The 19,538-nt window shown below is 57.8% G+C and carries 22 protein-coding genes; 8 read left to right on the top strand and 14 right to left on the bottom strand.

The features are described 5' to 3' along the window. Positions 1 to 10 precede the first annotated feature (10 nt). The 3 genes from flgH to RYC17_RS12600 all read right to left on the bottom strand — a co-directional run bounded on the left by flgH (position 11) and on the right by RYC17_RS12600 (position 2,384). The gene (flgH, locus tag RYC17_RS12610; protein ID WP_003370084.1) at positions 11 to 724 is read right to left on the bottom strand and encodes a flagellar basal body L-ring protein FlgH; all 714 of its coding nucleotides are present in this window, start codon (positions 722 to 724) and stop codon (positions 11 to 13) included. Between the two features lie 84 nt (positions 725 to 808). After that, entirely contained in the window at positions 809 to 1,597 is a 789-nt protein-coding gene (gene flgG / locus RYC17_RS12605) for a flagellar basal-body rod protein FlgG (protein WP_058401319.1), read from the bottom strand. Between the two features lie 46 nt (positions 1,598 to 1,643). Beyond that, on the bottom strand, positions 1,644 to 2,384 hold the full coding sequence (locus RYC17_RS12600) for a flagellar basal body rod protein FlgF (RefSeq protein WP_058401318.1): 741 nt from the start codon (positions 2,382 to 2,384) through the stop codon (positions 1,644 to 1,646). A gap of 283 nt (positions 2,385 to 2,667) precedes the next feature. On the opposite strand from RYC17_RS12600, the gene RYC17_RS12595 reads away from it, so the two are divergent. Further along, on the top strand, positions 2,668 to 2,859 hold the full coding sequence (locus RYC17_RS12595; RefSeq protein ID WP_122258547.1) for a hypothetical protein: 192 nt from the start codon (positions 2,668 to 2,670) through the stop codon (positions 2,857 to 2,859). On the opposite strand, the gene RYC17_RS12590 is transcribed toward RYC17_RS12595, so the two are convergent. From RYC17_RS12590 to cynS, 7 genes are all read right to left on the bottom strand, one after another. Continuing rightward, complete coding sequence (locus tag RYC17_RS12590) at positions 2,860 to 4,620, bottom strand: flagellar hook protein FlgE (protein WP_122281110.1); 1,761 nt, start codon at positions 4,618 to 4,620, stop codon at positions 2,860 to 2,862. 190 nt (positions 4,621 to 4,810) lie between these two features. Further along, positions 4,811 to 6,136, bottom strand: a complete 1,326-nt coding sequence (gene flgE, locus RYC17_RS12585; RefSeq protein WP_054078063.1) for a flagellar hook protein FlgE — start codon at positions 6,134 to 6,136, stop codon at positions 4,811 to 4,813. Positions 6,137 to 6,161: 25 nt separating this feature from the next. Beyond that, positions 6,162 to 6,848 (bottom strand): flagellar hook assembly protein FlgD, encoded by a 687-nt coding sequence (gene flgD / locus RYC17_RS12580; protein WP_058408778.1) that lies wholly within the window; start codon positions 6,846 to 6,848, stop codon positions 6,162 to 6,164. A 15-nt stretch (positions 6,849 to 6,863) separates the two neighbouring features. After that, the gene (flgC, locus tag RYC17_RS12575) at positions 6,864 to 7,304 is read right to left on the bottom strand and encodes a flagellar basal body rod protein FlgC (protein WP_002554316.1); all 441 of its coding nucleotides are present in this window, start codon (positions 7,302 to 7,304) and stop codon (positions 6,864 to 6,866) included. A gap of 3 nt (positions 7,305 to 7,307) precedes the next feature. Next, positions 7,308 to 7,715, bottom strand: coding sequence for a flagellar basal body rod protein FlgB (gene flgB, locus RYC17_RS12570; RefSeq protein ID WP_002554317.1), 408 nt, complete (start codon positions 7,713 to 7,715; stop codon positions 7,308 to 7,310). 279 nt (positions 7,716 to 7,994) lie between these two features. Beyond that, entirely contained in the window at positions 7,995 to 8,468 is a 474-nt protein-coding gene (locus tag RYC17_RS12565; RefSeq protein WP_058401315.1) for a DUF1348 family protein, read from the bottom strand. A 10-nt stretch (positions 8,469 to 8,478) separates the two neighbouring features. Continuing rightward, positions 8,479 to 8,946 (bottom strand): cyanase, encoded by a 468-nt coding sequence (gene cynS, locus RYC17_RS12560; RefSeq protein ID WP_058408779.1) that lies wholly within the window; start codon positions 8,944 to 8,946, stop codon positions 8,479 to 8,481. Positions 8,947 to 9,019: 73 nt separating this feature from the next. Between cynS and cynR the strand changes: the two genes are divergently transcribed. Continuing rightward, positions 9,020 to 9,931 (top strand): transcriptional regulator CynR, encoded by a 912-nt coding sequence (cynR, locus tag RYC17_RS12555; protein ID WP_193600959.1) that lies wholly within the window; start codon positions 9,020 to 9,022, stop codon positions 9,929 to 9,931. Positions 9,932 to 10,023: 92 nt separating this feature from the next. On the opposite strand, the gene cheR is transcribed toward cynR, so the two are convergent. Both cheR and RYC17_RS12545 read right to left on the bottom strand, forming a co-directional pair. Then, positions 10,024 to 10,851 (bottom strand): protein-glutamate O-methyltransferase CheR, encoded by an 828-nt coding sequence (cheR, locus tag RYC17_RS12550; RefSeq protein ID WP_005744560.1) that lies wholly within the window; start codon positions 10,849 to 10,851, stop codon positions 10,024 to 10,026. 51 nt (positions 10,852 to 10,902) lie between these two features. Continuing rightward, entirely contained in the window at positions 10,903 to 11,829 is a 927-nt protein-coding gene (locus tag RYC17_RS12545) for a chemotaxis protein CheV (protein ID WP_002554322.1), read from the bottom strand. Between the two features lie 78 nt (positions 11,830 to 11,907). Between RYC17_RS12545 and flgA the strand changes: the two genes are divergently transcribed. From flgA to RYC17_RS12525, 4 genes are all read left to right on the top strand, one after another. Beyond that, positions 11,908 to 12,666 (top strand): flagellar basal body P-ring formation chaperone FlgA, encoded by a 759-nt coding sequence (gene flgA / locus RYC17_RS12540; RefSeq protein WP_002554323.1) that lies wholly within the window; start codon positions 11,908 to 11,910, stop codon positions 12,664 to 12,666. Positions 12,667 to 12,827: 161 nt separating this feature from the next. Then, entirely contained in the window at positions 12,828 to 13,142 is a 315-nt protein-coding gene (gene flgM, locus RYC17_RS12535; RefSeq protein WP_002554324.1) for a flagellar biosynthesis anti-sigma factor FlgM, read from the top strand. A gap of 49 nt (positions 13,143 to 13,191) precedes the next feature. After that, on the top strand, positions 13,192 to 13,659 hold the full coding sequence (locus RYC17_RS12530) for a flagella synthesis protein FlgN (RefSeq protein ID WP_058401311.1): 468 nt from the start codon (positions 13,192 to 13,194) through the stop codon (positions 13,657 to 13,659). A gap of 82 nt (positions 13,660 to 13,741) precedes the next feature. After that, entirely contained in the window at positions 13,742 to 14,488 is a 747-nt protein-coding gene (locus RYC17_RS12525; RefSeq protein WP_004658708.1) for a flagellar brake protein, read from the top strand. 78 nt (positions 14,489 to 14,566) lie between these two features. On the opposite strand, the gene RYC17_RS12520 is transcribed toward RYC17_RS12525, so the two are convergent. Continuing rightward, positions 14,567 to 15,976 (bottom strand): MFS transporter, encoded by a 1,410-nt coding sequence (locus tag RYC17_RS12520; RefSeq protein WP_004664422.1) that lies wholly within the window; start codon positions 15,974 to 15,976, stop codon positions 14,567 to 14,569. Positions 15,977 to 16,030: 54 nt separating this feature from the next. Next, positions 16,031 to 17,272 carry a glutamine synthetase family protein gene (locus RYC17_RS12515; RefSeq protein ID WP_161936592.1) on the bottom strand — a complete coding sequence of 414 codons (1,242 nt, stop codon included), beginning with the start codon at positions 17,270 to 17,272 and terminating at the stop codon, positions 16,031 to 16,033. A gap of 384 nt (positions 17,273 to 17,656) precedes the next feature. Between RYC17_RS12515 and vioA the strand changes: the two genes are divergently transcribed. Together vioA and RYC17_RS12505 are read left to right on the top strand one after the other, a co-directional pair. After that, positions 17,657 to 18,775 carry a dTDP-4-amino-4,6-dideoxy-D-glucose aminotransferase VioA gene (gene vioA, locus RYC17_RS12510; protein WP_002554329.1) on the top strand — a complete coding sequence of 373 codons (1,119 nt, stop codon included), beginning with the start codon at positions 17,657 to 17,659 and terminating at the stop codon, positions 18,773 to 18,775. Next, positions 18,775 to 19,500: a class I SAM-dependent methyltransferase gene (locus tag RYC17_RS12505; RefSeq protein ID WP_057402142.1), complete on the top strand. Its 726-nt coding sequence runs from the start codon at positions 18,775 to 18,777 to the stop codon at positions 19,498 to 19,500. Before vioA ends, RYC17_RS12505 begins: the two co-directional genes overlap by 1 nt. Positions 19,501 to 19,538 lie beyond the last annotated feature (38 nt).

The raw sequence follows: 19,538 nt of genomic DNA, 5'->3' as shown, positions 1-19,538 counted from the left end.
TATCCCGCTATCAGAAAGGGAACAACGGGCTGAGGAAGAACCGGTCGAACCAGCCTGGCTGGCTGGTATCGGCAAAGGCTCCAGTCCCCGAATAGGTAATACGTGCATCGGCAATACGGGTCGACGACACAGTGTTGTCGGTGGCGATGTCATCAGCCCGAACCAGACCGGCAATACGCACCAGCTCGTCACCGGTATTGAGGGTCATCCACTTCTCGCCACGCACCGCCAGAATGCCGTTGGGCAACACATCCGCCACGGTCACAGTGACCGAACCGGTCAGGCTGTTGCTCTGTGCGGCCTTGCCATCGCCCTTGGTAGTACGGGCGCCGTTGTAGCCCGCGTTAAGGCTCAGATCATTGCCACCAATCGGGTTGTTGGTAGTCAGGCCCGAACCGAACAGCGAGGTAAGACCAATACTGTTGGTGCTGTCCTTGGTCATGGCCGAAGTGGCCGCCTTGCTGGCTGCCATACGCTCGGAAAGCGTGATGGTGATGATGTCGCCGATACGGAAAGCCTTGCGGTCGCCGTACAGGTTCTGCTCGAAACCGGCCTGATAGATGGCACCATTGTTGGCAGCGGCCGACATGGGTGTACGCGGCAACACCGGAGCGTAATAAGGGTCATTGGGCTTGGCCGTCGGCGCAACACAGCCAGACAGCAGGGTGATCCCGCACAATGAAGCGATCAACACTGAAAAACGCGGAACACTAAGGCGGTTCATGACACTTGAAACCTCGCGGTGTAACAGGCGCTTATCAGGCGCCCCATCGGATTGAGCAGTTTTACGAGCGACAACATCAAACACTTACAGGTTCTGAGTCAGGTTCTGCAGCATCTGGTCGGCGGTCGAGATCACTTTGGAGTTCATCTCGTAAGCACGCTGGGTGGTGATCATGTTGACCAGTTCCTCAACGGTGCTGACGTTGGAGTTTTCCAGAGTGTTCTGCAGGGTCGGACCCAGACCGTTGAGGCCTGGCGTGCCGATCTGCGGCGCGCCGCTTGAACCGGTTTCCAGATAAAGGTTGCCGCCGATGGCCTGCAGGCCAGCCGGGTTGATGAAGTCAGCGGTCTGGATGTTACCGATGATCTGCGGTGTGGCGGTTGCACCGGCCAGCGTGACGGAAACAGTACCGTCCTGACCAACAGTGAAGGTCTGGGCGTTCTGTGGAACGACAATCGCAGGCTCAAGGGCGTAGCCGTTGGCAGTCACGATCTGGCCGTTGGCGTTCAGGTGAAAAGTACCGTCGCGGCTGTAGGCAACAGTGCCGTCCGGCTGGGTCACCTGAAAGAAACCACGACCGTTTACCGCCAGGTCCAGCGGGTTGTTGGTGGTCTGCAGGCTACCGGCCGTGAAGTTCTTCTGCGTGCCGACGATGCGCACACCGGTACCCAGTTGCAGACCGGATGGCAGCTCGCTGTCCTGAGTGGACTGGGCACCCGGCTGACGCTTGATCTGATAAAGCAGGTCCTGGAACTCGGCACGGTCACTCTTGAAACCTGTGGTCGAAACGTTCGCCAGGTTGTTGGAGATGGTGGTCAGGTTGGTGTCCTGAGCGGCAAGGCCGGTTTTAGCGACGTATAGTGCAGGAAGCATGTGTGTTCTCCTCAAGCGCCGGTTTGTCGGCGCAAGCTGTCATTGATTAGCCAAGTTGCAAGACGCGAGCCATAGACTGATCGTCTTCTTCGGCGGTCTTCATCATCTTGACGTGCAATTCGAATTGACGGGACAAGGCCAGTACCGAGGTCATTTCCTCGACCGCATTGACGTTGCTCGCCTGCAGAAAGCCGGACTCGACCTGAACGGTGGCATCGGCAGCAGCAGGCTGGCCGCTCTTGGTGTGGATCAGGCCATCGGGGCCTTTTTCCATGGTCTTGAGGTCAGGTTTGACCAGCTTGATCCGGTCGACCTGCGCCATCACCTGCGGGCTTTCGCCCAGCGAGCGAATGCTGATCGTGCCGTCGGCACCGATCTCGATCTGCTGTTGAGGCGGCACGGCAATCGGACCGCCATTGCCCATTACCGGCAAACCGCTGCCGTCGCGCAACACACCCAGGGCATCAATGTTCATGCCGGAACTGCGGGTATAGGCTTCGCCACCGTCGGGAGTCTGCACTGCAATCCAGCCATCACCCTTGACGGCGATGTCCAGTTCACGGCCGGTCTCAACCATGGCACCGGAGGAAAAGTCGGTCCCCGGACGTTCGCTCATCGCATAGGCGCGCGACGGCATGACCTCGCCAAACACCGGCATCGAGCGGGCCTGTTCAAGGTCACGCATGAAACCGTTGGTTGATACGTTTGCCAGGTTGTTGGCGTGAGCCTTCTGCGCGATCGCGTTTTCGGATGCACCGCTCATTGCGACGTAAAGCAACTTGTCCACAGTCTTCCTCCTCCGACAGACGCTTGCCGCCTGTAGCTGTTCTGAAAGGGTTAAAGCAATTTTTGAACCAACTTGTCAGGCTCGATACAAATGCCTGATTAACCAGCAAAAACCGGCATTCGATGATGCCCTGCGGGCAAAGCGCCACCCAATAGCGGCGGAGGACTGCCGCCTGCCGATCATCAAGCAGCGAGCACCGCCAAAAAAACTTCATTGGTATGGGCTGACAAGAGGATCGACAGTGATAATCTTGCGGACACCGCAGCCCTGAACGGGAACCCTCATGCTTTTTCGTGCGTGCATTGCCGGCATCGCCAGCGCGAGCCTGATGACCTTCGCCCTCCTCGCCCAGGCCGCCCCCGCCCACTATTACAAATGGCAGGGCGACAGCCGGATTGTCTGCGCCCAGACCAGCCCCGGGCCTGGCTGGACACGGCTGAAAGGTCACTTCATCAAGTCCGACTGTTCAATCTGATCAGGTCGACTGAATCAGCGTCTGCATCACGGTCGCCTCTGTCGATATGGCCTTGGAGTTAGCCTGATAAGCCGTCTGCGCCTGGATCAAAGCAATCAGCTCATCGGCCAGGACGACATTGGACCCCTCCAGCCCGTCGCCGATGAGACTGCCCAGCGTGCCAACGCCCGGCACATCGTAGTCGGCAACGCCAGAGTCGGCGGATTCGGTCCAGCGCGTATCACTGCGCGCCTGCAACCCCTGCGGATTGGCGAAGCTGGCGAGTATCACCTGACCGATATTCTTGTTCATGCCGTTGGTAAATCCGGCACGCAGGATGCCATCGCGCCCCACGCTCAGGCTGCTCAACTGCCCCGCCGCATGGCCATCCACGTGAGTGGAAGAACGCGAACTGGCGGCGTTGTGCTGCAGCAGGTTGGTGAAGTCGATCGCAATGCCCTTCGCACTGCCAGCCGCACCGTTGGACACCCACTGTTCTCGCCCGGTAACCCGCTCGGCAGGCATGGCCGGTGTCCAGCCGGTCAGTTGCAGAGCATTGTTATGGGTACTCGCAAAACCAGGGCCGCCGGTCAACGACTGTACCCAGCCGCCAGAATCAAACACGATGTTCGCCGTCAGCGGGTCGGTGGAGTCAGGCATCTGCGGGTTGCGACCATCAATCAGCGCATGAATGCGCCAGCTGTTGGTGCCGTCCTTCACGAAATACTGCTTCAGCTCGTGCTGATTGCCCTGACTGTCGAAAATCGCATTGGCAAACATATCGCTGTAGGTCTTCAGGTCCGACGGATCAAAGGCCGGTACCGGGCGATCCATCAACGCATCACCAGGGTCAAGCATGCTGGTCGATCCATCCTTCAGCGGCAGCGACACTGTGCCGCCGTTGGCAGCGCCGTTACTGACCCAGGCACCATTGACCTCTTCAGCCGGCCGCCAGCCTTGCAGGGCAAATTCGGTATCCGAGATTTTACGAAGGTGCTGGCTATTGCCGCTGTATGACAGCGATCCGTTTGGTCTTTGCTCAAGGGTGACATGCAACGGTGCCACGCTGTTCGGGTCCACCGGATTACGCCCATCGATCAGTACATACATGGACCACTGACTGTCGCCGGTCTTGACGAAATACTGCTTGAGCTCATGATCCGCCGCGGGCACCGCAGTGGCACCCGCTCCAGACCCCGCGTCCTGAATGGTACGGCCAACGGCCCGCGTGTAGGTCGCAGGATCGGCCGGGTCGAAGACCGGCAAGCGCGCGAGCGAAGGCAGCGAGGCGTCCAGGTTGATGTTCTCGGCAACCCGCGTGGTGGCTCTGGCCGATACATTCGATGTGTCAATCTGCAAGTCGGTACGCAACCCACGCTTGATCTCGCCCTGCTCGTTTGCCGCATAGCCCTGCAATCGTCCACCCTCGCTGTCGACCACGAAGTTCGCCGCATCCTTGAGGAACGCTCCGGCACGGGTATAGGCAAGAGCCCCACCGTCACTCACCACAAAAAAGCCGTTGCCCTGAATACGCATGTCGAGCGGATTACCCGACGTGGTCATGCTTTCGCCCTGATTGAAGTTCTGCTGTGTTGAAGCAAGGCGTACGCCATCACCTATTGCATTGCGACCACTGCCCAACTGGCTGGCTGAATACAGCGCCGAGAACTGCGCACGCGAGGACTTGAACCCGATGGTGCCGGAGTTGGCAATATTGTTACCGGCCACCTCCAGCCTTTTGTTCGCGGCATGAATGCCGCTGATCGCGGTATTGAACGACATGAAAACTCCTTCGCCCCAAAGGGCAACTCATAGAGGAGTTTTGATTCTCACATCATCGCGCGTAGGAGATTTCCAAGTACATTGACCGAACTTTCCGCAAGTTTAATTAAACTCGAACGTGCATCACTTTATAAAAAACAAGCAAAAAAAAGCCCCTTCGAAAAGGGGCTTTATTTAACGCTCTACACTATCAAGTCATCTGAATAGTGGTTTGCATAATGGTGCTTTGAGTGGAGATGGTCTTGGCGTTCGCCTGGTAGTTGCTCTGCGCCTTGATCAGGTTCACCAGCTCCATGGTCAGATCGACGTTGGACTCTTCCAGCGCCTGACCAGTGATGTAGCCGAGGGTGCCCGATTGCGGCGTGCCGCTGACCGGTACGCCCGAAGCGAAGGTTTCACGCCAGTTGGTGCCACCCGCCTGCGCCAGGCCTTGCACGTTGGCAAAGTTGGTCAGCGAGGTCTGCCCGATCACCTGGGATTTGCCGTTGGTGTAGGTGGCGAAAAGGTTACCGGTTGCATCAACGCTCATTGCGCTGAGCTGGCCAGTGGCGTAGCCGTCCTGGTCCTGAGTGATCAGGCCCGAGACCGACGCGGTCTGGGTGATGCCGGCCATGTTCAGTTTGATGGAGGCACCTGTAGCGCCGTTCGCGCCCCAACTGGTGGTCGTGCCGGTGCCGGACTGCACACCTGGTACCCAGTTGGCGACAGTGAAGGTGCCATCAGTGTTGAACTTGATGTTCGCACTGTCGGTTGGTACGGCGCCCGGCGCTGCGACAACCAGATTACCCGATGAGTCGAATGTCAGGTCGTTCTTGTCGGCCGTAGTGGTGGTCGGGTCGGAAATGCTGCGACCGTCCATCAGCGAGTACATGGACCAGGTGTTGGTGCCGGTCTTGACGAAATACTGATCCAGCGTGTGCGCGTTACCCTGAGTGTCGTAGGTCGGCGTGCTGTACTTCATGTTGTACGACTTGGTGTCAGTCGCATCAAACGTGGTGAGGGACGGCAAGGCAGTCGTCGAATTCAGGTTGGCAACGTTGGTAATGGCGGTAGTTGCCTTGGGCTGGAGATTGGACGAGTCCACGCGCAGGTCGCTCAATGCACCGGTCACCACACTGCCGTTGGCATCGACGTTGTAACCCTGCAACTTCATGCCGCCGCTGTTGACGACGTAGCCTTCCTTGTCGGTGTGGAATGCACCGGCACGGGTGTACAGCTTCTCGCCGTTATTGCTGAGCATGAAGAAACCGTTGCCGTTGATGGCAAGGTCGAGGCTGTTGGCAGTACCGGTAGTCAGGTTGCCCTGCGAGAACTGCTGGGAAACCGCTGCGGTTGTTACGCCGCTGCCCACGTTGGTCTGGCCGGAAGTGCCGCGAATCGATTGGGCGTACTGGTCAGCAAACTCCGCACGCGAAGACTTGAAGCCGGTGGTCGCAACGTTGGCAATGTTGTTGCCGGTAACGTCGAGACTCTTGTTTGCAGCATAGAGCCCACTAAGGCCGATATTGAAAGACATGTTTCACTCCTGCGCCTGGTAGGCTCTACAATCCGATGGTTTGAACTTTGGACAGGGCAACACTGCCGCTGGCCAGGTTGAGCATTGTTTCTGCACCATTCACACCCAACGTAACGCTGTTGACCGTGGCAGGCAGGTAAGTCGAAAGCTGTGTGTTCTTGCCGTCAACCGAGCCTTCAGCCTTGAAGGTGTAGTTGCCCGACGCAAGCGCTGTACCGTCGCTGTCCGTACCGTCCCAGGAAAAGCTGGTGGTGCCGACTTTCTGCGCGCCCAGTTCGACGGTGTCGACCAGGTTCGATTGCGAATCGTAAACCTTGATACTTGTCGCGGTAGTGGCGCTCGGAACAACAATCGAACCGGTCATACCCTTGGTGGTATCCACGGTGGTGGAGCTCGAATCGATGATCACCGAGCGACCCACCAACGACGATGCCTGCAACGCCTGGGACGACTTGTAACTGGTTGCAATCGTGTCAACCGTCGACGTCAGGTTCTGCATGCTTTCAAGGCTGCTGAACTGCGCCAGTTGGGCCACGAACTGCGTGTTGTCCTGTGGGTCCAGCGGGTTCTGGTTCTTCATCTGCGTCACGAGCAGCTGCAGGAACGCGTCCTTGCCCAGCGTACCGGTGGAATTCGTCGCGGTCGGCGTCGGATTCTGCAGTGTGTTCAAGAACGTCGATGAGACGCTGCTTGCTGTGGTGTTATCGGCCATAACGTTCGCCTTCTATCACTGACCGAGGGTCAGAACCTTCTGCATCATGGATTTAGCGGTGTTCATGATTTCGGCGTTGGTCTGGAAAGACCGGCTGGCAGAAATCATGTCGGCCATTTCTTCCACGACATTGACGTTGGGGTAGTAGACATACCCGTCCTTGTCAGCGGAAGGATGATTGGGCTCGTAACGTGCTTCCAGGTTCGAGCTGTCTTCGATGATGCCGTTGACCTGAACGCCCTGCCCGGCTTCGCCCTGATCCTGGAACAGCGAACCGCCTGTGGACTGCTGACCCTGCATCACGGTGGCAAACACCGGATGACGGGCGCGGTAGGTCTGGTCCATGCTCGAAGACACGGTCTCGGCGTTGGCGATGTTACTGGCCGTAGTGTTCAGACGCGTGGTCTGGGCACTCATGGCGCTACCGGCAATGTTGAACACATTGGCTAGTGACATGAATTATTCTCCGCGAAGGGCTGCAACCAGCCCTTTGAACTTGCTGTTGAGCAATGTGAAGCTGGCTTGAAAGCCCATGGCGTTCTCGGTGTAGCTGGCCTGCTCGACCTGGGAATCGACGGTGTTCTGGTCCAGCGAAGGCTGCGACGGGGTGCGATACAGCAGCGTCCCGTCATCATTGCCCATGCCTTCGGCTTCGATATGGCGGCTGTTGGTCTTGTTCAGCGCGAAATGACCGTTCTGCACCTTGTCGTTTTCGGCAGCCAGCACCGACGAGAAGTCCAGATCGCGAGCCTTGAAGTTCGGGGTATCGGCGTTGGAGATGTTGTTGGCCAACACCTCTGCACGCTGAGCCCGGAAGTTCAGAGCCTTTTCATGTATGCCTAGCGCTTTATCGAAGCTGATGCTCATTTCGGGAAACCTTTGCCGGTTGACCTGATTCTGTTGTTACTGACAAAGCAATCAGCGTGCCATGTTGCAAAAGCCAATGATTGCGGGGGCCACAGCCAGCGGCGAGGCGGCAATGCCAGAAAAGCGGCAAGGCATTTCCGCTGTGGGAGAAGAAAGCGGCAAGAGGGGTGCCGTTTTTTTGCCAGTATCGGCTTGCCGCCTGACAATGGCGGCACTTCATCATTGCCTCATTCGGACGCCCAATAAAAAAGAGACCCGAAGGTCTCTTTGACGACTGAATCAGAGGCCAAGCTCACTCAACCCAGGGTGGTCATCAGGTCGGCGCCCCAGTGGCCAATGGTATTTGCGCTCGGACTCGGCGATCGGCAAATCGTTGATGCAGGCAAAGCGCCGCTGCATGAGGCCGTTTGCAGCGAACTCCCAGTTTTCGTTGCCATACGAACGGAACCAGTTGCCAGAGTCGTCATGCCATTCATAGGCATAGCGCACGGCAATGCGGTTATCGGTATATGCCCAGAGCTCCTTGATCAGCCGATAGTCCAGTTCCTTGCGCCACTTGCGCTCCAGAAAGGCCTGAGCCTCTGCACGACCATTGATGAACTCGCTACGGTTACGCCAATACGTGTCTTCGGTGTAGGCCAGCGCAACTTTCGCTGCATCGCGAGAGTTCCAGCCATCCTCGGCGCCACGGACTTTCTGGACAGCCGTCTCCAGGGTAAAGGGTGGAAATGGCGGTCTTCCTTTATCACTCATCTCAGCGTCCTCAGAACGGTTTATAGGGCAGAAATTTTCCATCAAGGGTGATCACGGCTCGCTCGCCCCCTTCCGGATCTTCGACTTTCTTGATGTCGAGCTTGAAGTTGATTGCGCTGATGATGCCGTCGCCGAACTGCTCATGCACCAATGCCTTCAGCGTTGTGCCGTAGACCTGAACCATTTCGTGGAAGCGATAGATCGTCGGGTCACTGGAGACGTCTTCGACATTGCCGCGCAACGGGATGGTTTGCAGTTCGGCGACCGCGTCCCTGTCCAGCCCGATACGCTCGGCGACTACCTCGGCCACCGCTTCCGGCAATGGGTGCTGACCGAGCAATGCAGCCGTGACATACACCACGCTCAACCCCGTACCTTCTGCAAGCCCTGCCCACGTCAGGTTCTTTGCGGTCTTGGCCTGCAGCACACGTTCAGTCAGATTCTGGCGCGGCGCTCTGGAAATGTTGCTGTGCGGCATAGGTAAACCTCCGGAATGAATTCACATCAATCACAGCATCGGCAACTATCACCATAAGATCCAAGACTGATTTATGATCATCGCCATAATCCTGCCTTATGGTGATGCCGTGCTGTTACGCCATATACGTTATTTGCTGGCAGTCGCCGACCATGGCAATTTCACCCGGGCGGCCGAGGCCCTGCATGTCTCACAACCGGCGTTGTCGCAACAGATCAGGCAGCTGGAAAGCAGCCTGGGTGTGCAACTGTTCGACCGCACCCGCCGCAGCGTCGTGCCGACCGATGCCGGCCGCGTGTATCTGGACCACGCGCGTCGCTGCCTGCTTGAGCTGGAGGCCGGGAAGCGTGCGCTCAACGATGTCAGCGACCTGTCACGCGGACAATTGCGCCTCGGCGTCACGCCAACCTTCAGTGAATACCTGATAGCGCCGCTGATCGACCGCTTCAGCGCACTGTATCCCGGCGTGGCAATCATCCTCACAGAGCTGCCTCTGGAGCAGATCACCGAGGCATTGATCAGTGACGCGCTCGATCTGGCCATCGGTTTTGCCGGCAGTCATGCCGTCGAGATAGACAGCCAGCCTCTGTTCGATGAACAACTGTGCCTGGTCATGGCCAAGTCTGCCCCCGAAAAACAGACCGCGCTGACACTTGAGGACCTGCAAACGCTTCGCTTTGCCTTGCTCGCCCCCGGATTCGCCACTCGCCAGCTGCTGGATGCCTGGTGCCAGACGCAGAACTTCAAGCCTACGGTCGGCCTGGAGGCGAACTCGATCGCCATTTTGCTCAAGGTCGTTGCCCAGGGACGTATGGCGACCATTCTTCCCGATGCCATCGTTCGCGAGCAGCCCGGGTTGCGCGAAGTTCAGACGACCCCTGCTCTGCCTGGGCGGACGGTTGCGCTGCTGCGGCGTAAAAACGGCTACCAGAGCGCCGCCGCCAACGCTTTTGCAAAACTAGTGAGTAACAGTACGCAAACATGAACCGATGGGCAGACGATCGAAGCTGTTCTCAGCCGCGCACAAAAAAAGAGACCTGAAGGTCTCTTTTTTTATCGCAGGCAACTGACAGACCGTCACTTGGCCTTATAGATGATCCCGGGGCTGCACTGAACCATCTGATAGTGATCCGGCAAACCATTGAGCGCTTCGGAAGCCCCCAGAAACAGGTAACCGCCTGGCTTGAGCGTACCGTGGATGCGCAGCAGGATGTCTTTCTTCACTTCGGCCGAGAAGTAGATGAGTACGTTGCGACAGAACACGATGTCGAACTTGCCCAGCGAGGCGTAGCTGTCGAGCAGGTTGAACGAGCGGAACTCCACACGGCTCTTGATCGGCGTCTTGACGACCCAGCGACCCGGACTTTTTACATCAAAGAAACGCTGCAGACGATCCGGCGACAAGCCACGGCCGATAGCCAGACTGTCGTACTCGCCGGTCTTGCAGTTGTTGAGCATTGCGCCAGACAAATCGGTGGCAACAATCTGCACGCCCGATTTGAGCTGGCCCTGATTGGCGCGCTCGAACTCATCAATCGACATCGACAGCGAGTACGGTTCCTGGCCCGATGAACAGGCCGCCGACCAGATGCGCAGTCGCTGACCAGGGCTGGCCTTGATCTGCTCGGGCAGCACTTTGTTCTTCAGCACTTCGAACGGATAGGTATCGCGAAACCACAGGGTTTCGTTGGTGGTCATCGCATCGACAACCTGTTCGCGCAACCCGCTGCGCGGCTGGGTCTGGATGCGCTGAACCAACTCGCCAAGCGACTTGATGCTTTGCTGCTCCATCAGTTTGTTGAGGCGGCTGGACACCAGATACTGCTTGTTTTCCCCAAGCAAGATGCCACAGGCTTTTTCCAGAAATACCCGGAACTGATCAAAATCCAAATTACCCGTAGACAAGGTGCCGCCTCTCAAATCATGTGAATCACCGGGGACGACGCCCCCGGCTGGTTATTCTGCTGCCTTGATCCGCGCAACAACCCTGGCCGCAAGATCATCAGGCCGGAATTTCGCGAGAAAATCATCAGCGCCGACTTTCTTGACCATCGCCTGGTTGAATACCCCGGACAGAGAGGTATGCAAGGTGATGTGCATCTTCTGCATACGCGGGTCATTACGTATCGCAGCTGTAAGGGTATAGCCATCCATCTCCGGCATTTCAATGTCGGAGATCATCATCAGGAACTCTTCTTCCGGTTTTTTACCCTCTTCGACCATTTTGCGCAGGTAATCCAGCGCTTGACGGCCATCGTTCAGGGCAACCACTTCCACACCGACGGTTTCCAGGCAGCGGCTGACCTGCTTGCGGGCCACCGACGAGTCATCGACCGTCAGCACACGCAGCGAAATTGCCTTGTGCTGAACCTCGGCATCGATCACACCGACCGACACTTCTTCGGAAATAGGTGCGACTTCGGCAAGAATCTTCTCGACGTCGATAATTTCCACCAACTGATTATCAACCCGGGTGACTGCGGTCAGGTAATGATCGCGCCCGGTACCTTTGGGTGGTGGATGAATCTCTTCCCAGTTCATGTTGACGATGCGTTCTACAGAATGCACCAGAAAACCCTGAACCTTGGTGTTGTACTCGGTAATGATGACGAAGGAGTTGACCAGCGAAATCATGCCCGTGGAACCCGTCGCCATCGCCAGATCCATGATCGGGATCGTGCCGCCACGAATATTGGCCACACCCCGGACGATCTTGCTCGACTTGGGCATGATGGTGAGTTTCGGGCATTGCAGTACTTCTTTTACCTTGAAGACGTTGATCCCATAGAGCTGCTTGCCGTCGAGACGGAACAAGAGCAGCTCCAGGCGATTCTGACCCACCAGCTGAGTTCGCTGGTTTACCGAATCCATTACACCTGCCATGCCGAACCCCCTTACCAAAATGACCGCCGCCCAGACACTAGATCAACAAGCGGCACGGGCTTTGCTATTTATTACCTCATGAACGCAAAGACGACAATTTCTCGACACCTCGCATTAGAAACCCGCAGGCTTCTGTGCGCAATCGCTCTGCTGTGCCTTTGTGGCACGGTGAGCCTCGCTCGCGCAGAGAATTTCACACTGCCTGAACAGCTTATCGGCGTCACCCAAGGGTTTCTTGAGTTCACAGTAGAAGACTATTTGGCAACCAACCAGATTGACGGGCGTCATGACATACAGGTCAAGCAGCTCGACCCGCGTTTACGGATGGGTGCCTGTGACAAGGATTTGACAGCCACACTGGAAAGCCCGCGCCCGGTCGGCCGGGTTACGGTGCGGGTACGCTGCGAAGGTTCTTCGCCCTGGACAGTATTTGTGCCAGCCCAGGTGCTGCTGTATCGCAACGTTGTGACCGTGATGCGCCCGCTGAAACGCGATGCCATCGTTACTGAAGAAGACGTTGCGCTGCGTGAGCGCGACGTGAGCAGCCTGGGCCAGGGATTTCTGGCCTCTCTTGATCAGGCCGTCGGTCAAAAGGTTGTCCGACAAATGGTCATCGACCAGGTCGTCACCCCGGTGGCGCTGGAACAGCCACAAATGATTCACAAGGGCGACCAGGTGGTCATCATCGCCCGCAGCGGTTCGCTGGCGGTGCGTATGCCCGGCGAAGCGATGTCCGACGGAGGTTTCAACGAACAGATACGGGTGAAAAACCTTAATTCCCAGCGGGTGATCAAAGCGAATGTCACCGGCCCAGGGCAGGTGGAAGTGGCCATGTAATGCATTGATGCTGGCGCACAGGGTGTGTTTTTTTTAGACTGCGGGGAATATCCGACGGTGAAAAGCGTCTATTGGGAAGCTTTCTCACAATCGGCCTAAAGTTTGATAGGGGTTGGCCGAAAACAAGGCAAGCGTCCAAACACCCAGAGGTTTTTTCAATCATGGTCATAGATTTCAGTCGCCTTAACAATTCACAGTCTGTTGCCGGTACAACACGTACCAGTGCCAGTAAAGACACCGTCAAAACCGATGCGCCAGCCCCTGCAGCCACCGCAGGTGTCAAAAGCACCGGGGAAACTTTTTCTTTGAGCAGTGAGGCTCAACAGTTGCAGAAAATCACGGACAAGCTGACCGATCTGCCAACCGTCAATAGTGCTCGCGTTGCCGAGCTCAAGCAGGCCATCGCCGACGGTAGTTACACAGTGGACAGCAACCGTGTCGCCAGCAAACTGTTGAATTTCGAAACCCAACGCTAAGCCAAGGCTGGCGCTGGATATTCTGGACGCTTAAAAACCAGAGCATGCGATGCAAGACACTACTTTGTTGCAGATGATCACTGACGACATGGTTTCGGCCCGACAGCTTCTAGAGCTGCTGCAGGCCGAATCCCTGATTCTTCACGGCCGCGACATGGGCGAGATGGAGCAGGTGCTGGCGCAGAAACAGGCGCTGGTCATTCTTCTCGATCAACATGGGCGCAAACGTAGCCAGGTGCTTGCGGGCACGGGGCTGCCAGCCAATCGCAGTGGTCTCCAGCAACTGGCCAGCCAGTCGGATGTCGGCGAGCAATTGCTGATGGCCGGTGACGAACTGAATGCGTTGATCAATGAATGCCAGACGCTGAACGAGCAGAATGGTAGTCTGATCCAGCTGCAACAGATCAGCACGGCTCATCAGCTTCGCATACTGAACGGCGGTGAGACGCCCACGCTCTATGACAGTCGCGGATCAACTGCGCTTAGAGCAAAACCACGCCCTCTGAGTCAGGCGTAACTTCCTGTATCAAGGTTTCGTGCGTAGTGGCAGAATGCCTGTTGTTGCGTTGCCGTAGTATTTTGCCTGGAGATTCAAGAACGTGAATGGCTCAAGCGCGGACGATGCTCCGCAGCCCCCGAAGGTTCTCAACACACCTTTGGAAATTGCCGCTAACCTGCGGTTGCTACTCGAGAGTCATGATCCTCTGATCATTACCTTCCATGAGCGTGCCCAACGCTTTCAGAGCTACCTGCTTGAAGTCGACCGTGACAGCAATGTCATGGCGCTCGACGAAATGATCCCCCGTGATGGCGAACGCTTTTTAAGTAATGGCGAGTCTTTCCGCGTCGAAGGTTTTCACGACGGCGTGCGTATCGCCTGGGAAAGCTCGTCTCAGATGGAGATTGTCGATACCGACGGGCAGCGCCTGTACCGCGGACCGCTGCCTGAAGAAGTGATTTACCACCAGCGGCGCAACGCATTTCGTGCAGCGCTGAAGCTGGCACAGCTGGTCGACATCGAGATCGGCGGCGACCGTTTGAAATCCCCTCTGACCGGCAAACTGCTGGACATCTCTGCAACCGGTTGCAAACTGCGCTTTGAAGGCGATGTGTCCGAGCGCATGCAGTTGGGCCAGGTATACGAACGCTTTATTGCGAAGTTGCCATTCGGAGCAATGACAGCCCCCGTAGAGCTGCGTTATCTGCACTTCGAAGAAAGATTTCACACCACCTTTGCCGGCGTGCGCTTCCACAACATGAGTGGGCTTGTGCAGCGTCAGGTTGAGCGTTTCGTCTATCAGTTGCAGCGTGAAGCTCGCCGCTTCGACAAAGACGACGACTTCTGATCCCCGCTTCTGCTTGCTGGTGATTGCGGCAACCTGCCGCAATCACACCGTAATCCCCTGCTCTGCCCCCCGCTACACTCAAGCCTTCCAGGTCTCGCTTTCACGCTCGCGTTCGTGCTCTTCAGCTTCGGCTGTTTCCGTGCCCGCGACCGGCTCGGCCTGTGCCTCGGTTTCTGCGTCGGCGTCGGCCACCACCTCAGACTCAGGTTCGGACTCCGGCTCGACGGTGGTCTGCATCTGCTCCTGAACCACCTGCTCATCGACACGCGGGTCCAGTGCAACCACCAGCGGCGAGCTGGACATGCTGTCCGGCATCGCGACGTGATGCAGCGGTGCGTTTTCGACCTGATGCAAATGGGTAACGGCCTTGGGTCTGATCAGCAGCACCAGAATCACCCCGGCACCACAGACGAACGCATACAGCATGTGGCCGCCAAACAGCTTCATGACCACGCCGGCAGCCAACGGGCCGATACTCGCGCCGATGCCATAGGTCATCAGCAACATGGCCGTCAGCGACACCCGGCGTTCGGCCTCGACGTGGTCATTGGCAAATGCCACCGCCAGTGGATAGAGGCAGAACTGCATCAGCGAGGCGAGAAAGCCGACGCCGAACAGGACTTCGACCGGCACACTCGGAAACACCGCCAGCGGCAATGACGCCACCACCAGTGCAGCGGCAAAGATGCGCATCAGTACGGATCGGTCATAGCGGTCGGACAGCAGCCCCAATGGCCACTGCACCAGAAACCCGGCCAGAATGCAGCAGCCCATGAACAGACCGACCTGCTCGGTGGACAGCCCCTGTTCGGCGGCGTAAACCGGTGCCAGACCGTAGAACGAACCGATGATCAGCCCGGCACCCAACACCGCCGTCAGCGACTGCGGCACACGCTTCATGAAGAAGAGCGGCTCCAGCGGTGCCGGGTGCAACGGTGCGGGGTGAATTGCCCGGGTCATGGCGACCGGCACAAGACACAGCGCGAAGCACAATGCCACCAGCATCAGCAGCTCAGGGCCCAGTTGCGGGTGGACCACCAGTACCAGTTGCCCCAGCACCAGGCCCAGATAGGACGCAATCATGTAACCGCTGAACACCATGCCGCGCTGTTTCGCGGCGGCCTGCTCGTTCAGCCAGCTCTCGATGACCATGTATTGGCACATCATGCCCAGACCGACAATCACCCGCAGTACCAGCCAGGCGGGCAACCAGCTGATCAGGCCATGCCCTAGCACCGCAGCACCAACGATACCGGCGCAGGTGGCATAGGCCCGAATATGACCGACACGGCCGATCAGACGGTGACCGATCTTGCCCCCCAGGACCAGACCGAAATAGTTGGCGGCCATCAGCGCACCGACCCACAGACTGTCGACCTGGTCGGCCGCCAGGCGCAGGGCCAGATAAGTGCTCAGCAGACCTGAGCCGATCAACATCATCAACGAGGCAAAATAAAGCGCTCGAAAGGACTTCCAGATTTGGCGCATCAACTTTCCAAAAATAGGGAGTCGCCCGACCGGGCGAGCCCAACACTGCGATTCTTAAACCTGAGCAGCCAGAACGCGCCGTTCCCAGGGGGTTATCTCGTCAAAAAAACTGGTCAGTTCCAGGGTCTTCGACGCGATGTAGCCTTCGATGAATTCATGACCAAACAGTTCCTTGGCCAACTGACTGCTTTTCAGACGCTCCAGAGCGGCGTGCAGGGTACACGGCAATGACAATTCTTCCGGCACCTCAATCTCGCCTTGCATGGGCGGGGTGGGTTCCAGCTTTTGCTCGATGCCATGCAGCCCGGCCGCCAGGCTTGCGGCGATGGCCAGATAAGGATTGGCGTCGGCGCCTGGCAAACGGTTCTCCACCCTTCGAGCCGCCGCTGCACTCGACGGGATGCGCAGGCCGGCTGCGCGATTGTCGTAGGACCAGCAGGCGTTATTGGGCGAAGCATAGGGTTGGCACAGGCGCTGATAGGAATTCACATTGGGCGCGAACAGCGCGGTGAAGTCAGCCATGCAGACCTGCTGACCCGCGATAAAGTGACGAAACGTGTCAGTCGGCTGGCCATCTGCGTCACTGAAGACGTTTACCCCGGAGTCTATTGCCACCACGCTCTGATGAAGATGCATCGAACTGCCCGCCGTGTGCGCGAGCGGCTTGGCCATGCAGACCACAATAAGCCCGTGCTTGAGCGCGACTTCCTTGAGCAGGTGCTTGAACAGAAAGGTCTGGTCGGCGAGCAGCAGCGGGTCGCCATGCAGCAGGTTGATCTCGAACTGGCTGACGCCCATTTCGTGCATCACCGTGTCCCGCGGCAGGCCCAACGCCGCCATGCAGGCGTATACCTCGGCGAAAAAAGGCCGCAAGCCATTGTTCGAGCTGATACTGAACGCTGAATGCCCCTGCTCGCGTCGTCCGTCCAGCCCTGTCGGCGGCACGAACGGATACAGCGGCTCGGGGTTGGGCGCGAAGACAAAGAACTCGAGTTCAGTGGCCACAACCGGGGCCAGCCCACGTGCGGCATAGCGGGCAATGACGGCCTTGAGCTGGCTGCGCGTCGAGAGCATGCAACGCTCGCCGCTCAACTCCTCCGCATCGCAGATGGCCAGGGCGCGCGGTTGCTCGCTCCAGGGCAGACGATGGACCTGCTGCGGATCGCTGAGCAGCGCGAGGTCGCCATCATCGCTACCGTAAAACCGTGACGGCGGGTACCCGCCCATGATGCATTGCAGCAACACACCCCGCGCAAGCTGCAATCGCCTGCCCTGCAGAAAACCGGCAGCGGTCATCACCTTGCCGCGTGGCACGCCGTTCAGGTCCGGGGTCACACACTCCACTTCATCAATGCCCATCAGCAGCTGTGCCAGCGGATGGGGGTCATTGCGTGTCATGGTTCATTCCTTTGTCGTGGGCCAGGCCGCTCGGCGGCAACCCGTACAAAATACGCAGCGGGCGTTCGGGATATCAAGCACTGAAACACCTTCGTGAGAAGGATCACTACCCGACCTCTACCTGATCCGGCAAAAGCGGTCTTGGCCGGGTTCTTGCTGTGTACCCCGGTCACAACAGTTCGACTGTCATTTTTATGTCAATGGCAACGCCTTTGCCGGAAGCCCTTGAAGCAGATGCCCTTTCGAACAGCAATCGGATAAAACACGAGCAGAGAACCCTCCATGAGCGCACCGATTCCAGTAACTCGTCCTCTGTTACCGCCTCTGGAGGAGTTCATTCCCTACCTCGAACACATATGGGAAAGCCGCCAGCTCACCAATGGCGGTCCGTTTCACCAGCAGCTTGAAAAGGAGCTGGCCGAGTACCTGGGCGTGCAGCATCTCTCGCTGTTTTCCAATGGCACGCTGGCGCTGATGACCGCCATTCAGGCGCTGCGCATCAAGGGCGAAGTCATCACCACGCCCTACTCGTTCGTGGCAACCGCCCATTCGCTGCTCTGGAACAGCCTGACGCCGGTGTTTGTCGACATCGACCCGGGTACTTATAACCTGGACCCGGAGCGCATTGAAGAAGCCATCACTCCGGCTACCACGGCGATCATGCCCGTACACTGCTACGGCATCCCGTGTGACGTCGACCGCATTCAGCAGATCGCCGATCGCTATGGCTTGAAGGTCATCTACGATGCCGCCCATGCGTTCGGTGTCCAGCATCGCGGGCAAAGCCTGCTGAATCACGGGGATCTGTCGGTGCTGAGCTTTCACGCCACCAAGGTGTTCAACACCTTCGAAGGCGGGGCCATCATCAGTCCGGATGCCAAGACCAAGCAACGCATCGATTACCTGAAGAACTTCGGCTTTGCTGACGAAGTGACCGTAGTCGCGCCGGGAATCAACGGCAAGATGAGTGAGATCAACGCTGCGTTCGGTCTGCTTCAGTTGAAGTACATCGACGAAGCGCTCTTGAAACGGCAACGTATCGATGAACGCTATCGCGATGCGCTGGCAACGGTGCCGGGGCTGAAAATTCTCTGGAAAAGCACCGAAAAACACAATTACTCGTACTTCCCGGTGCTGGTCACCGAAGACTTCGCGATTTCCCGCGATGACCTTTATCAGCGGTTCCGCGACCACAACATTCTGGCGCGCCGTTACTTTTACCCGCTCATTTCCACATTCCCGATGTACCGGGGCCTTGACTCGGCAAAACCCGATCGCCTGCGTGTCGCGACCGGCCTGTCCAGTCAGATCCTGTGCCTGCCGATCTACGACAGCCTGACGGATGAAGCCTTCGACAGCATCATTGATGTGATCGTCACAGCCAGTAAAGAGAACTGCTAATGCGAACGTGCCCGGTCTGCTCCTGTCGTTTTCCGAACTTCTATCCGCTGGGTAGAAGCCATCTGGAAATCCTCCACCGCCTGAACGTCCACTACTGCATCGAAGACTTCGAAACCCTTAACGTCGGGCAATACAGCTGCCCCGAGTGCATGGCGTCAGACCGCGACCGGCTTTACGCGCTGTTTGCCATGAACATGCTCGACAACCCGCCGGGCAAACCGTTGCGCATCCTCGATATCGCGCCGGCAGTGGTGCTCTCGAAGTTTCTGCGCAGCCTGCCCAACGCCCGATATCGCTCGGCCGACCTGTTCTCGCCGCTGGCTGATGACGTGGTCGATATCATGGACATGCACATGTATGCCGACGAGTCCTTCGATTTCATCGTGTGCTCGCACGTACTTGAGCACGTACCTGATGACCGCAAGGCCATGTCCGAGCTGTTTCGGGTACTGGCCAAAGGCGGCTCTGCCATCCTGATGGTGCCGATTCTGCTGACCGCCACCGAAACCGAAGAAGACCCGGACGAGCCAAGCGTCGATGAGCGCTGGGCGCGCTTCGGCCAGGACGATCATGTGCGGATGTATGCTAGGCAAGACTTCCAGTCCCGTTTGACGCAGGCCGGTTTCGACGTGAAGGCCCTCGGCTCGCAGGCATTCGGTGAAGGCGTCTTCAAGCAGCACGGCATTACGGAACAGTCGGTTTTGTATATAGGCCAAAAAAGCTGACGACAACTGCAGATCATGGACGCCGACTGCGTTGCCCG

This window comes from Pseudomonas syringae group sp. J248-6 (assembly GCF_032586995.1).
GTDB classification, from domain to species: Bacteria; Pseudomonadota; Gammaproteobacteria; order Pseudomonadales; family Pseudomonadaceae; genus Aquipseudomonas; species Aquipseudomonas amygdali.
The sequence above is the reverse complement of the archived record's forward strand: the minus strand, read 5'-3'. Positions and strand labels throughout refer to the sequence as shown.

Coding starts and splice junctions, on each gene's coding strand:
- flgG (WP_058401319.1), bottom strand. CDS start 1,597: ATGCTTCCTGCACTATACGTCGCTAAAACCGGCCTTGCCGCTCAGGAC.
- cynR (WP_193600959.1), top strand. CDS start 9,020: ATGATCATCGCCATAATCCTGCCTTATGGTGATGCCGTGCTGTTACGC.
- RYC17_RS12530 (WP_058401311.1), top strand. CDS start 13,192: ATGCAAGACACTACTTTGTTGCAGATGATCACTGACGACATGGTTTCG.
- RYC17_RS12520 (WP_004664422.1), bottom strand. CDS start 15,976: ATGCGCCAAATCTGGAAGTCCTTTCGAGCGCTTTATTTTGCCTCGTTG.
- flgM (WP_002554324.1), top strand. CDS start 12,828: ATGGTCATAGATTTCAGTCGCCTTAACAATTCACAGTCTGTTGCCGGT.
- flgB (WP_002554317.1), bottom strand. CDS start 7,715: ATGAGCATCAGCTTCGATAAAGCGCTAGGCATACATGAAAAGGCTCTG.
- flgD (WP_058408778.1), bottom strand. CDS start 6,848: ATGGCCGATAACACCACAGCAAGCAGCGTCTCATCGACGTTCTTGAAC.
- flgE (WP_054078063.1), bottom strand. CDS start 6,136: ATGTCTTTCAATATCGGCCTTAGTGGGCTCTATGCTGCAAACAAGAGT.
- RYC17_RS12565 (WP_058401315.1), bottom strand. CDS start 8,468: ATGAGTGATAAAGGAAGACCGCCATTTCCACCCTTTACCCTGGAGACG.
- RYC17_RS12515 (WP_161936592.1), bottom strand. CDS start 17,272: ATGACCGCTGCCGGTTTTCTGCAGGGCAGGCGATTGCAGCTTGCGCGG.
- flgA (WP_002554323.1), top strand. CDS start 11,908: ATGAACGCAAAGACGACAATTTCTCGACACCTCGCATTAGAAACCCGC.
- RYC17_RS12545 (WP_002554322.1), bottom strand. CDS start 11,829: ATGGCAGGTGTAATGGATTCGGTAAACCAGCGAACTCAGCTGGTGGGT.
- flgH (WP_003370084.1), bottom strand. CDS start 724: ATGAACCGCCTTAGTGTTCCGCGTTTTTCAGTGTTGATCGCTTCATTG.
- cynS (WP_058408779.1), bottom strand. CDS start 8,946: ATGCCGCACAGCAACATTTCCAGAGCGCCGCGCCAGAATCTGACTGAA.
- RYC17_RS12505 (WP_057402142.1), top strand. CDS start 18,775: ATGCGAACGTGCCCGGTCTGCTCCTGTCGTTTTCCGAACTTCTATCCG.
- RYC17_RS12590 (WP_122281110.1), bottom strand. CDS start 4,620: ATGTCGTTCAATACCGCGATCAGCGGCATTCATGCCGCGAACAAAAGG.
- flgC (WP_002554316.1), bottom strand. CDS start 7,304: ATGTCACTAGCCAATGTGTTCAACATTGCCGGTAGCGCCATGAGTGCC.
- vioA (WP_002554329.1), top strand. CDS start 17,657: ATGAGCGCACCGATTCCAGTAACTCGTCCTCTGTTACCGCCTCTGGAG.
- RYC17_RS12595 (WP_122258547.1), top strand. CDS start 2,668: ATGCTTTTTCGTGCGTGCATTGCCGGCATCGCCAGCGCGAGCCTGATG.